Source organism: Pectobacterium aroidearum (assembly GCF_015689195.1).
Classification (GTDB): domain Bacteria; phylum Pseudomonadota; class Gammaproteobacteria; order Enterobacterales; family Enterobacteriaceae; genus Pectobacterium; species Pectobacterium aroidearum.
In genome coordinates this window covers 2,952,991-2,965,711 of record NZ_CP065044.1, presented here as the reverse complement: position 1 = coordinate 2,965,711, position 12,721 = coordinate 2,952,991, and the positions used below count along the sequence as shown (strand labels likewise).

Below are 12,721 nucleotides of genomic sequence, written 5' to 3'. Positions count from 1 at the left end.
ATGGCAGGCCATAAAAAAAGGTGGCGACTTTACTGCGTTCTGGCAGGGCTTGTAAAGTCTGATGTATCGCCCGGCGATGGCATGAATTACCACCATTCTGGCGCATATAGCAAGTTTTCTGTCCTTATTTTACCCTAGAATGACAGTTTGCTTATCAACCGATGATTCCATCACCAGATGGTCTGAGAAGTGAAGATGACACGCAGCGAAATATTTTTTCTCAACGCGGGCTGGAAGATCTTGTTGAAGGATTTGGGTGTTCGGCCTGTGAATGTAATGCGCAGGGCTGGTCTGCCGGATGATTTATTGTCGAGAAGCGCAGTGGGGCTCTCGACGGCAGAATATTTTCGCTTTTGGCAGGGGCTTGAAGAGGAGGTCGGTGCACCGTTATTTCCTCTGGATATCGTGAAAAAGGTTTCCGCTGACTTTTTTGATCCTCCACTTTTTGCCGCGCTGTGCAGCACCAGCCTGATGCAGGCCGCTCAACGACTGGCAAAGTACAAGCAATTGATGGCTCCGATGCGTCTGGATATCCGGGTAGGTCAGGATGGTAATATGACGCTGGCACCTGTCTGGCTGTATGCACAGAGTGAGGTGCCATTCTCATTGCAGATTGCTGAGCTTGCCTTTTTTATTCGTTTGGCGGAGCTGGGTACGCGTGAATCTGTCAATGCGCTTCATGTTGCTCTGCCGGTGCTCCCGCCGTCGCCTTATTCCCGCCATTACACCTATTTTTTTGGGTGTGACATTGTTCATGGCCCACAGCCGTTAATTACTTTTTCATCAACCGACAGCCTGCGTCCATTCCTGACTGCCAGTGATGGAATGTGGAAGATTTTCGAGCCTGAACTTCGTCGCCGCCTGAGTGAACTGGATGAGAAGGCCAGTATTACCGAGCGTGTTCGGGCGCTGCTATTGGAATTGCTGCCCGGTAATAGCGCAGGTGTCGATGTGGTTGCGGGCCGACTGGCGATGAGCAGGCGGACACTCCAGCGGCGTCTGGAAGAAGAAGGAGAAAGCTTTCGCTCACTGCTAAACGGTACGCGTGAAAAACTGGCGCGACATTATCTGGAGAGCACATCAATGCCCGCAGGCGAAATCGCTTTTCTTCTCGGATTTGACGATCCGAACTCTTTTTACCGCGCGTTCCATGAGTGGACGGGCCAGACGCCGGACAGCGTTCGCAATACGGCACGCTTACACTGACAAACCGCCTTACCGTAACAACGCCACGCTATTTGAATACCGGCTTTGATGATTGGCGCATAAGGCAAGTGACATGGCGCAATACGCTATCCCCGTGGTTGATATTGTCGCCTAAAGTACATCACAAGGACGATGATGAGCACATCGCGTGCGTCACCGTGTTATGTCAGCAATAAGGGCCAATGTATGAAATCAAAAGTTATTCTGGTGACTGGCGCCTCCTCGGGGATTGGTGAAGCGACCGTTATGCGTTTAAAGGCCGCCGGCCATACTATTTATGCTGCTCGTCGGGTCGAGAAGATGCAGAAACTGGCAGAGGCGGGGATACGGGTACTGCCGCTGGATGTGACAGAGAGTGTCTCGATACAGACGGTGGTGGATACCATCATTGCCGAATGTGGACGTATCGACGTTGTGGTAAACAATGCGGGTTATGGTTCCTATGGCGCTGTGGAAGAGGTGTCTCTAGAGGAAGGACGCGCCCAGTTTGAGGTGAACGTCTTTGGTGCAGTACAGCTAACGCAACGGGCACTGCCGCATATGCGAGCACAACGTTCTGGCACCGTGATTAACATTACCTCGATGGGAGGGAAGATTTATACACCTCTCGGTGCCTGGTATCACGGAACCAAATTTGCACTGGAAGCGATCAGCGACTGCCTGCGTCTGGAAGTGGAGCCTTTCGGTATTGATGTCGTGGTCATTGAACCCGGTGGCATTAAAACCGAGTGGGCAGATATTGCCGCCGCGAAACTGTTGGGTGTATCAGGGGACGGAGCCTATGCAAAACAGGCACAGGCGATGGCCGATTCCATGGTGAGTGAAAGTAGCCGGAAACGCCAGTCTTCCCCGCATGTGATTGCTGACACTATCGCTCTGGCAGTGAGCGCTCGTCGGCCCAAAACACGCTATGCCGTCGGTTTTGGTGCAAAGCCGATAATGTGTATACGTCGGCTGCTATCAGACCGTGCCTTTGACCGCTTCATGCGTATGGCGACCGGTATTTCTCGCTCAACTAAATGAGATAAAAAGGAAGTGAGATGAATTCCGACGTAGCGTGGCCGGCCACTGGCGTGATATGGCTACAGCACGGGAGCGGTTGGTATAAACGGGAACCTAAAGGTTCCCGTTTATACTCGTCAAAGCGAATTACGCCGCCAGCGTATGCTGCGCCATGTTCCCCAGCAGCGAACCGATAAACTCAATGCGCTGCGGGCGATCGCTTAAATCCTTCATAAATTTCAGGCGGGTTGGGCCATCAAGACGGTAGGTGCCCGGGTCGCGCTGTAACAAGCCGATGAGGTGAGAGGGATCGACGCGATTTTGCTCGCTGAATTCGATAAATCCACCTTTCTCATTGCCTTCAATACGACGAATACCCAGCGCTTGCGCCTGCTGGCGCAGGGCAGCAATCTGCAACAGATAGCGGCTTGCATCGGGCAGGAGGCCGAAACGATCGATCAGCTCGACCTTCAGCTCATCCAGCTCGTCGCTGGTTTTCGCACTGGCGATACGTTTGTATAACGACAGGCGTGTATTGACGTCGGGAATGAAATCATCGGGTAGCAGGGCCGGTAACCGTAGTTCGACGTCGGTCTGGCTGTTGATCAGATCTTCCAGCGACGGCTCCCGACCCGCTTTCAGAGCATCGACAGCGCTTTCCAGCAGTTCCATATACAGCGAGAAACCGACGCTGGTCATCTGTCCGCTCTGGTCTTCTCCAAGCAGCTCGCCCGCGCCGCGGATTTCCAGATCGTGCGTTGCCAGCGCAAAGCCTGCGCCGAGGTCTTCCAGCGAAGCGATCGCTTCCAGACGTTTCTGCGCATCGGTACTCATCGCTTTGGGGTTCGGCGTCAGCAGGTAGGCATAAGCCTGATGATGGGAACGCCCGACGCGGCCACGCAACTGGTGTAACTGCGCCAGACCGAAGTGATCGGCACGCTCGATGATGATGGTGTTGGCACTCGGGATGTCGATCCCGGTTTCGATGATGGTGGTACACACCAGCACGTTAAAACGCTGGTGGTGGAAGTCGTTCATGACCCGTTCCAGCTCACGTTCACGCATCTGGCCGTGCCCGATAGCGATACGTGCTTCCGGCACCAGTTCCGCCAGTCGCTGAGTGGCTTTTTCGATATTTTCGACATCGTTATAGAGGTAATACACCTGCCCGCCGCGCAGGATTTCACGCAGGATGGCTTCGCGTACCACCAGATTGTCATATTCGCGCACGAACGTTTTTACCGCTAAACGACGGGCAGGGGGCGTGGCGATGATCGACAGATCGCGCATCCCGCTCATCGCCATGTTGAGCGTGCGCGGAATCGGCGTAGCGGTTAGCGTCAGGATATCGACATCCGCCCGCATCGCTTTGATGCGCTCTTTGTGACGCACGCCGAAGCGGTGTTCTTCGTCCACAATCAACAGCCCTAAATCGCGCCAGCGCACGTCGCTCTGCAACAGCTTATGGGTGCCGATCAGAATATCGACCTTGCCTTCCTGTGTTTCCTCCAGCACCTGAGTTTGTTCACGCGCACTGCGGAAGCGAGAGATCATTTCAATCTTCACGGGCCAGTTGGCAAAGCGATCGCGGAAGTTGTCAAAATGCTGTTGAGCCAACAGCGTCGTTGGCACCAGAACGGCAACCTGCTTGTGGTTTTCAACCGCCAGAAACGCGGCGCGCATCGCCACTTCGGTTTTACCAAAACCGACATCGCCACACACCAGACGATCCATCGCCAGCGGCTGGCACATGTCGCTCAGCACGGCGTTGATGGCCTGCGCCTGATCGGGGGTCGTTTCAAAGGGGAAGCTTTCGCAGAAAAGCTGATACTGCGTTTTGTCATGTTTAAAGGCAAAACCGCTTTTCGCTGCGCGCTGGGCATAAATATCCAGCAGTTCGGCGGCGACATCACGTACTCTTTCCGCCGCTTTTTGCCGTGCGCGTGACCACGCATCGCCACCCAGTTTATGCAGCGGTGCATTTTCATCGGCACCGCCTGCGTAGCGGCTGATCAAATGCAATGAAGAAACGGGGACGTACAGTTTGTCTTCGCCCGCATAGGTCAAAATCAGGTATTCAGCCTTGATGCCGCCGGCTTCCAGCGTTGTCAGCCCAGCATAGCGACCAACGCCGTGTTCAAGATGGACGACGGGCTGCCCCGGTCGCAGTTCCGCCAGATTGCGGATCAGCGTATCGGTATTGATCGTGCGGCGATTATCCTGACGACGACGGCTAACGCGTTCTCCCAGCAGATCGCTTTCGCAGATTAAGGCGCGCTGGCGCAGCGTGTCGATAAAACCGTGCTCGCTGGCACCGATGATCAGGTAGGTGCCACGCTCCTGAGCCTGTTCCAGCGTGCTGATGAGCGTAGGATTCAGTTTGATGCGTGCCAATAGCTCTTGTAGCGTTTCGCGACGGCCTTCGCTCTCGACGGAGAAAATGACCTGACCTTCGGACTGTTCGATGAAGCGGCGCAGTGCATCCAGCGGGGATTTCTGCTGATGCTGAATCGCCATCTCTGGCAATGGCAGATAGGCCAGATTCACGTTGGCGGCTTTTTCCGGCAATGTATCGGTTCTCAACTGCACGCGCGGCCACGCTTTCAGCTCCGTGAACAGACCTTCTACCCGCAGCCAGAGTGAATCTGACGGCAGTAATGGGCGCATGGGATCGACACGGCGGCTTTCAAAACGCTGCTGAATATCCTGCCAGAAGCGCTCGGCGCTCTGTTCGATATTCCCCGTGTTGACGATCAGCGTGTTATTAGGGAAGTAACTGAACAGCGATGGCAGCGGCTCACTGAAGAATAACGGCTGCCAGTATTCGATCCCTGCGGGCCAGACGCCTTTGCTGACCTGTTGGTAGATGTGCTCGGCATCGCGCCGTACCTCGAACTGTTCGCGCCACTGGCTGCGAAAAAGTTCGATGGCGGTTTTATCCGTTGGGAACTCGTGCGCAGGCAGCAGATTAATGTGCGGCACTTCATTCAGCGTGCGCTGCGTATCCACATCGAACAGACGCAGACTGTCGATCTCGTCGTCAAAGAAATCGATACGATAGGGTTCTTCGCTCCCCATCGGGAACAGATCTAACAACGCGCCGCGCGTGGCATATTCACCGTGTTCCATGACCTGATCGACACTGCGATAGCCCGCCTGCTCCAATTGCGAACGCAGCTTATCGCGCGAGAGGCGCTGGCCTTTTTTCAACACCAACGCATGGCCGTGCAGGAAACTGTGCGGACAGACGCGCTGCATGAGCGTGTTAACCGGCAGAATCAGAACACCGCGCGTCATGTTGGGGAGTTGGTAGAGCGTGGAAAGGCGAGTCGAAATAATCTCCTGATGCGGAGAAAAACTATCGTAGGGCAGCGTTTCCCAGTCAGGCAGCGTGGTGACGTGCTGGTCGGTAAATTGCTGAATCTCATCGCGTAAGCGCAGGGCATTTTGCATATCGGGAGCGATAAGCACCACCAGCCCGGCGTGGCGTTCAATAATCTCTGCACATTCAACGGCGCAGGCAGCGCCGGTTAACTGGCCCAGCAGGCGCTGCTCACCGGCTTTGGATGGCAGCGAATAACGGTAATTTTCAGGCATCATCTGATTATCGGGTCTCGCCTCCCTGCATCCGGCCAAGAATAAGAAAAAGCCGTAGAGTGAGGGTGTTAGGGTTCCATAAAGCAGTACTACCCTTTATTATCCTTGATCACTTTGCTTTGGCAACCTTATCCAGACGGATTTCATGTATCAACCTGTCGCTTTATTTATTGGCCTGCGCTACATGCGTGGGCGTGCATCAGACCGCTTCGGCCGGTTTGTCTCCTGGTTATCCGCCATTGGTATCACGCTGGGCGTGATGGCACTGGTCACCGTGCTTTCCGTGATGAATGGCTTCGAGCGCGAACTGGAAGACAATATTCTGGGCGTGATGCCTCAAGCGGTCATCTCTACACCGCAAGGTTCGCTGAACCCGGCGTTGATTCCTGCTTCCTCCTTAGACTCGCTGGACGGCGTGACGCGCATTGCGCCGTTGACGACGGGCGATGTGGTGCTGCAAAGCGCCCGCAGCGTTGCCGTGGGCGTGATGTTAGGGATTGATCCTGACGAGCAGGAGCCGCTGTCGCGCTATCTGGTCAACGTCAAACAGCAGCAGCTGCAACCCGGTCAGTATCAGGTCATTTTGGGCGAAAAACTGGCCGCACAGCTAGAGGTTAAAGCTGGCGATCAGATTCGCATGATGGTCACGAGTGCCAGCCAGCTAACGCCGATGGGGCGTATTCCCAGCCAGCGTATCTTCACCGTTGTCGGCACCTTTGCCGCGAACAGCGAAGTGGATAGCTATCAGCTGTTGGTCAATCAGCAGGATGCCTCTCGATTGATGCGCTATCCGGCGAACCACATTACCGGCTGGCGTTTGTGGCTGGAAAAACCGCTATCGGTTGATACGTTGAGCACGCAAACGCTGCCGGAAGGCACGGTCTGGAAAGACTGGCGCGAACGTAAAGGCGAGCTGTTTCAGGCCGTGCGCATGGAGAAAAACATGATGGGGTTGCTGCTCAGCCTGATCGTGGCCGTGGCCGCTTTCAACATTATTACCTCGCTGGGTTTACTGGTGATGGAAAAACAGGGTGAAGTCGCCATTTTGCAAACGCAGGGGCTGACTCAACGCCAGATTATGGCGGTGTTTATGGTGCAGGGGGGCAGCGCTGGCGTGATTGGCGCGTTGTTAGGGGCATTGCTGGGGACGCTATTGGCCAGCCAACTGAATACGCTGATGCCAATACTGGGCGTCTTGCTCGATGGCGCCGCGTTACCTGTGGATATTGATCCCGCGCAGGTGGTGACCATTGCCATTTCCGCGATGGTGATTGCTCTCTTATCAACACTTTACCCGTCATGGCGCGCCGCCGCCGTTCAACCCGCTGAGGCTTTACGCTATGAGTAATTTATCGTTATTGCAGTGCAACAACCTGTCCAAGCGCTATCAGGACGGCAAGCTGTCGACTGACGTGTTGCGCGACGTCTCTTTTGAGATGAGCAGCGGGGAGATGATGGCAATCGTCGGGAGTTCCGGTTCGGGCAAAAGTACGTTGCTGCATGTGTTGGGCGGGTTGGATACGCCGACGTCGGGCGAGGTTATCTTTAAAGGTCAGTCGCTGAATACACTTTCGGCGGCGGCAAAGGCAGATTTACGCAACCGCGAGCTGGGTTTTATTTATCAATTCCACCATCTATTGCCGGATTTCACCGCGCTGGAAAATGTGGCGATGCCGCTGCTGATTGGTAAAGTGCCAACCTCGCAGGCGCAGGATAAAGCACGGGAAATGCTGGCGGCTGTCGGGCTGGAGGCGCGCAGCCACCACCGTTCGTCGGAGCTGTCCGGCGGTGAGCGGCAGCGTGTCGCTATTGCACGAGCGCTGGTTAACAGTCCGTCTCTGGTGCTGGCGGACGAACCGACGGGTAACCTCGACCAGCGCACGGCGGATACCATTTTCGAACTGCTGGGAGAGCTGAACGTCCGGCAGGGTACTGCGTTTCTGGTGGTGACGCACGATCTGCAACTGGCTAGCCGACTGAACCGCCAATTGGAAATGCGTGATGGTCAATTGCAGCAAGAGCTGACCCTGATGGGAGCGCGGCAATGACATTTCCTCCGCTCTCGTTGCTGATTGGCCTGCGTTTTAGCCGTGGCCGTCGGCGTGGCGGCATGGTTTCGCTGATTTCAGTTATTTCGACGTTAGGGATTGCCCTCGGCGTGGCGGTGTTGATTCTTGGTCTGAGTGCGATGAATGGCTTTGAACGTGAACTGAATAACCGCATCCTCGCCGTCGTGCCACATGGCGAGATCGCGCCGGTCAATCAGCCTTTCGACGGCTGGCAGGACATCCTGCCTAAAATCGAACAGGTGCCTGGTGTTGCAGCCGCAGCGCCTTATATCAATTTCACCGGTCTGCTGGAGAACGGTGCCAAACTTCAGGCAGTTCAGGTAAAAGGCGTCGATCCTCAGCAGGAGAAACGTCTTAGCGCGCTGCCTAATTATGTTCTCAATGATGCATGGCAGCGGTTTCACGCGGGCGAACAGCAGGTCATCATTGGGCAAGGTGTGGCAAAGGCGCTGAATGTTGCGCAAGGGGACTGGGTCACGGTGATGATCCCGAACAGCGACCCGGAAATGAAGCTGATGCAGCCTAAACGCATCCGGCTGCACATCAGCGGCATCTTACAATTGAGCGGCCAGCTCGATCACGGTTTAGCGCTGATTCCACTTGCGGATGCCCAACAGTATCTGGATATGGGGCAGAGTGTAACGGGGATCGCCATCAAAGCTAACGACGTGTTCTCCGCCAATAAACTGGTGCGGGATGCAGGTTTAGTCACGAAGTCTTATGTCACTATTCGCAGCTGGATTGGCACCTATGGCTATATGTATCGGGACATCCAGATGGTGAGAACCATCATGTATTTAGCGATGATCCTGGTGATCGGCGTGGCCTGTTTTAATATTGTTTCAACGCTGGTGATGGCGGTGAAAGACAAAAGCAGCGATATCGCGGTCCTGCGTACGCTGGGTGCGTCAGACGGCCTGATTCGGGCTATCTTTATTTGGTACGGGCTATTGGCCGGGCTGCTGGGTAGCGTGATAGGCGCGGTGATTGGCGTGATCGCGACCTTGCAATTGACGCCGATTATTCACGGCATTGAGGCACTCATCGGCCATAAGCTGCTGTCCGGCGACATCTATTTTATTGATTTCCTGCCGTCGGAACTGCATCTGATGGATGTCTTTATCGTATTAGGAACCTCGCTGGTGTTAAGCCTGATTGCCAGCTGGTATCCGGCACGGCGCGCCAGCCGGATTGACCCTGCCCGCGTGTTGAGCGGACAGTAAGCCAAGCCAACGCACATGCGGCTTGAGATATGACGGGGATAGTCCCTATCGTGTGGGAAAGCGATCACACCCTAAGGAGCAGTCATGTACTACGGTTTTGACATGGGCGGCACGAAAATTGAGCTGGGCGTGTTCGACGCGGCGTTGAACAAGGTGTGGCAAAAGCGGGTGCCGACACCGCGCATGCATTACGATGAGCTGCTCGCCACGCTGGTTGATCTGGTGCATGAGGCTGACGCGCAGGTCGGCGTACAGGGGAAGGTCGGTATCGGTATACCGGGAATACAAACGGGCGATAACGGCGCGCTATTTACTGCTAACCTGCCTGCGGCGATGGGAAAACCACTGCGTACGGATCTGTCGCAGCGTTTGCAGCGAGATGTTCGTATCAACAACGATGCCAACTGCTTTGTGCTGTCGGAAGCGTGGGACGCGGAATTTCGCTCCTATCCTGTCGTTTTGGGCCTAATTTTGGGGACGGGGCTGGGCGGTGGACTGGTGATTAACGGGCGTCCGGTGGACGGGCGCAACGGTATCGCCGGTGAATTTGGTCATCTCCGCCTGCCGTCCGACGCGCTGGATATCATCGGGGTGGACATTCCCCGCGTGAAGTGCGGTTGCGGGCAATCTGGCTGCATCGAGAATTATATTTCCGGTCGTGGTTTTGAATGGCTATATGAGCATATGTATGGTGAAGCTCTGCCTGCCGTAACCATCATCCGGCACTATCGTGGTGGAGAGGAAAAAGCGCGAGAGTTTGTCGACCGTTTTATGGATTTGCTGGCGGCCTGTTTGGGTAACCTGCTGACCCTATTCGATCCGCATCTGCTGGTGCTAGGCGGCGGCCTGTCGAATTTTGATGAAATTTATCAGATTCTGCCGACGCGTCTTCCTTCACGACTTTTACCGATTGCGAAACTGCCACGGATAGAGAAAGCGCGTCACGGTGATGCGGGCGGCGTACGTGGCGCGGCGTTGCTACACTTAATGGATAACTAGCTGGAGAACGTATGTATACGCGTCAACGATTAGGGCGTTTTCATAAGGGAAAGCGTATGCGGCAACAGCGTCTTCGTGCGCGTATTTTCCATCGTGATTATCTGGCAGCAAGCGAAGTGAAAAAACCGCGCGTGGTGGTACTGACGGGGGCTGGTATCTCAGCGGAGTCGGGTATTCGTACCTTTCGCGCTGCCGATGGCCTGTGGGAGGAACACCGCGTCGAGGATGTCGCCACGCCGGAAGGCTTTCAGCGTAACCCTGAGCTGGTGCAGGCGTTTTATAACGCTCGCCGCCGTCAGCTACAGCAGCCGGAAATTGTGCCGAATGCCGCACATCTGGCATTGGCCAACCTGGAAGCGATGCTGGAAGATAACTTCCTGCTGATTACGCAAAATATCGATAACCTGCATGAGCGTGCCGGTAGCCAGCGTGTCATTCATATGCACGGTGAGCTGCTGAAAATACGCTGTAGCCAAAGTGGACAGATCGTTGAGTGGACGGACGATCTCGCCGTCGGCGAACGCTGCCACTGCTGTCAATTTCCCGCGCCTTTACGCCCGCATGTAGTGTGGTTTGGTGAAATGCCGTTGCACATGGACAAGATTTACCATGCGCTATCGCAGGCAGATTACTTTATTGCGATTGGCACATCGGGGCATGTGTATCCCGCTGCCGGCTTTGTCCATGAGGCTCATTCGCACGGTGCCTACACGCTGGAGCTGAATCTGGAGCCCAGCCAGGTAGAAAGCCAGTTTGATGAAAAAATCTACGGTCCCGCCAGTACAGTCGTGCCCGAATTTGTCGCGGCCTGGCTGACGCGTGGTCAAAGCATCAAGTTTTAAACGCCAGCAAAAAGTGAAAACGTCATGAATCGTATGAGGACGACGTTTTCTCTTGTTTATTTCTATCGTTGCCGCAGCAGCATTCGTCAAGCTGATCGAATGGCAACATGGCTGTGTGGTTAAAGAAACAATATTCACTCTCGCTACAGCGAGCATGAGCAGCGGTGTCTGTCGGCGAGGCCGCCTGTGGATGCCGTGGCTGTTGGCTGTCATGGCGTGACGATGTTCCATGAAGAGATAAGGTTCGTCGGAAAAAGTCCAGCATAGCGTTACCCTCACGGTATCTCATCACGATAGGCATGAGATAATTATGTTAATGAGAGTGATTCTCATCAATGTAGGCTAAGCGTAGTTGATAATTCGGTGATGAGGGAATGACAATTGTCAAAATGTATATACTCGTCATACTTCAAGTTGCATGTGCGTTGGCTGCGTTCACTCACCCGAATCACTTACTTGAGTAAGCTCATCGGGATTCCTTCCCTTGCCGCCTTCCTGAAACTTGAATTATTTAGAGTATAACCACCGTTGTTCTATCCACCCGTCATGCCTGAATCGACAAAGACTTAGAACGATCAGAATGTCCGTCTGGCCTCGGCCGCCAGTTCTTTCAGATAATTCATATCGCACAATTCCACCTGATGACCCCGATAGGCAATGTAGCCTTGCCGCTTCCAGTCGGACATCAATCGGCTCAATGTTTCGCCGCGCATCCCTAATGACGTTGCGAGCTGCCCTCGGCTCACCGGTAATGTCAGCTGCTGCGTTTGCTGAATGTGGTGCTGCCGCAGCAGATAATCAGCCAGACGCTGTGGCGCAGAGCTGGATGTCAGCCAGTCGATTTGGTTGATCGTCGAATAGAGTTTTTTGCCCAGATAGTTGAGCAAACGCAGCGCCAGCTCCGGGCGCTGTAAACAGAACTGGTGAATATCCTGCCGTGGAATCATCAGCGTATGGCCATCGCTCAACGCGCGGATATTCATCGGGAAACGGCCGTGATCCATAAACACCGCCGCGATGGCGACAAACTCACTGCGTTCAAATTGTCCGAAGATCTTTTCATCCCCGCCATAGGTATGGCGAAAAGCCTGTAACTTTCCCGTTTCAACCAGCAAACAGTGCTGCATTTTGTCGCCTTCACGAAACAGGACGTCATCCTGCCGGAAAAACAGGCGCTCGCTTTTTGCCAATAACTCACACACCACATTGCTGGGTTCACCGCGCATCCAGTCATGCTGAAACAGCACCTCGCCGTATTCATCGGGCGACAGCGCCTTTTTGACAAATGTCATTTGCCCTCCCAGAGGCTGGTATTACCATCAAGTCAGTAAATGAAAATAATAATCACTTGCATGGATTCGGCAAGCAAAATCACGGCACGCCGAATCGAGAATAGCGGAGCGTTTCTATGAAAGAAAATACCCTTCCGGCGGCACAGGCGCTGGTTCTCCATGAATTGATTACCCCAACCGAACACGGTATCGCCAGTCGCGTATTGGCCCGTACCGACGGCGGCAATGTCACGCTGTTTGCTTTCGATCAGGGGCAGGGGTTGAGTGAACACAGTGCGCCTTATGATGCACTGGTTATGGTACTTGAAGGTGAATTATTGCTGACGATCGGTGGCGAACCCGTTGTCGCGCAGCCTGGCACGTTGGTGCGTATGCCAGCCAATATCCCACATGCCGTTGATGCGCAGCAGTCGTCGCGTATGTTGCTGACCATGTTGAAGACGCTGAAAACGAACTAAACAGCTATTTCATAAACGGCTAACGCGATAAAC

The 12,721-nt window shown here is 54.5% G+C and carries 11 protein-coding genes; 9 read left to right on the top strand and 2 right to left on the bottom strand.

The features are described from left to right. Positions 1-195 precede the first annotated feature (195 nt). Positions 196-1,206, top strand: a complete 1,011-nt coding sequence (locus I2D83_RS13235; RefSeq protein ID WP_205946678.1) for an AraC family transcriptional regulator — start codon at positions 196-198, stop codon at positions 1,204-1,206. 186 nt (positions 1,207-1,392) lie between these two features. Beyond that, a complete protein-coding gene (locus I2D83_RS13230) occupies positions 1,393-2,229 on the top strand; it encodes an oxidoreductase (protein WP_205946677.1) in 837 nt (278 codons plus the stop codon). Positions 2,230-2,355: 126 nt separating this feature from the next. On the opposite strand, the gene mfd is transcribed toward I2D83_RS13230, so the two are convergent. After that, positions 2,356-5,808 carry a transcription-repair coupling factor gene (gene mfd, locus I2D83_RS13225; RefSeq protein ID WP_181828793.1) on the bottom strand — a complete coding sequence of 1,151 codons (3,453 nt, stop codon included), beginning with the start codon at positions 5,806-5,808 and terminating at the stop codon, positions 2,356-2,358. Positions 5,809-5,950: 142 nt separating this feature from the next. Between mfd and lolC the strand changes: the two genes are divergently transcribed. From lolC to I2D83_RS13195, 6 genes are all read left to right on the top strand, one after another. Further along, a complete protein-coding gene (gene lolC / locus I2D83_RS13220) occupies positions 5,951-7,153 on the top strand; it encodes a lipoprotein-releasing ABC transporter permease subunit LolC (protein WP_015840688.1) in 1,203 nt (400 codons plus the stop codon). Next, the gene (gene lolD, locus I2D83_RS13215) at positions 7,146-7,853 is read left to right on the top strand and encodes a lipoprotein-releasing ABC transporter ATP-binding protein LolD (protein ID WP_015840687.1); all 708 of its coding nucleotides are present in this window, start codon (positions 7,146-7,148) and stop codon (positions 7,851-7,853) included. The genes lolC and lolD overlap by 8 nt, the downstream gene beginning before the upstream one ends. Then, positions 7,850-9,097 carry a lipoprotein-releasing ABC transporter permease subunit LolE gene (gene lolE / locus I2D83_RS13210; protein WP_205946676.1) on the top strand — a complete coding sequence of 416 codons (1,248 nt, stop codon included), beginning with the start codon at positions 7,850-7,852 and terminating at the stop codon, positions 9,095-9,097. The genes lolD and lolE overlap by 4 nt, the downstream gene beginning before the upstream one ends. 84 nt (positions 9,098-9,181) lie before the next feature. Next, on the top strand, positions 9,182-10,096 hold the full coding sequence (gene nagK / locus I2D83_RS13205) for an N-acetylglucosamine kinase (protein WP_205946675.1): 915 nt from the start codon (positions 9,182-9,184) through the stop codon (positions 10,094-10,096). An 11-nt stretch (positions 10,097-10,107) separates the two neighbouring features. Beyond that, complete coding sequence (gene cobB, locus I2D83_RS13200) at positions 10,108-10,938, top strand: Sir2 family NAD+-dependent deacetylase (RefSeq protein WP_015840684.1); 831 nt, start codon at positions 10,108-10,110, stop codon at positions 10,936-10,938. A 52-nt stretch (positions 10,939-10,990) separates the two neighbouring features. After that, positions 10,991-11,158 (top strand): hypothetical protein, encoded by a 168-nt coding sequence (locus I2D83_RS13195; RefSeq protein WP_205946674.1) that lies wholly within the window; start codon positions 10,991-10,993, stop codon positions 11,156-11,158. A gap of 355 nt (positions 11,159-11,513) precedes the next feature. On the opposite strand, the gene I2D83_RS13190 is transcribed toward I2D83_RS13195, so the two are convergent. Continuing rightward, positions 11,514-12,230 (bottom strand): Crp/Fnr family transcriptional regulator, encoded by a 717-nt coding sequence (locus I2D83_RS13190; protein WP_205946673.1) that lies wholly within the window; start codon positions 12,228-12,230, stop codon positions 11,514-11,516. 116 nt (positions 12,231-12,346) lie between these two features. On the opposite strand from I2D83_RS13190, the gene I2D83_RS13185 reads away from it, so the two are divergent. Continuing rightward, on the top strand, positions 12,347-12,688 hold the full coding sequence (locus I2D83_RS13185; protein WP_039532204.1) for a cupin domain-containing protein: 342 nt from the start codon (positions 12,347-12,349) through the stop codon (positions 12,686-12,688). Positions 12,689-12,721 lie beyond the last annotated feature (33 nt).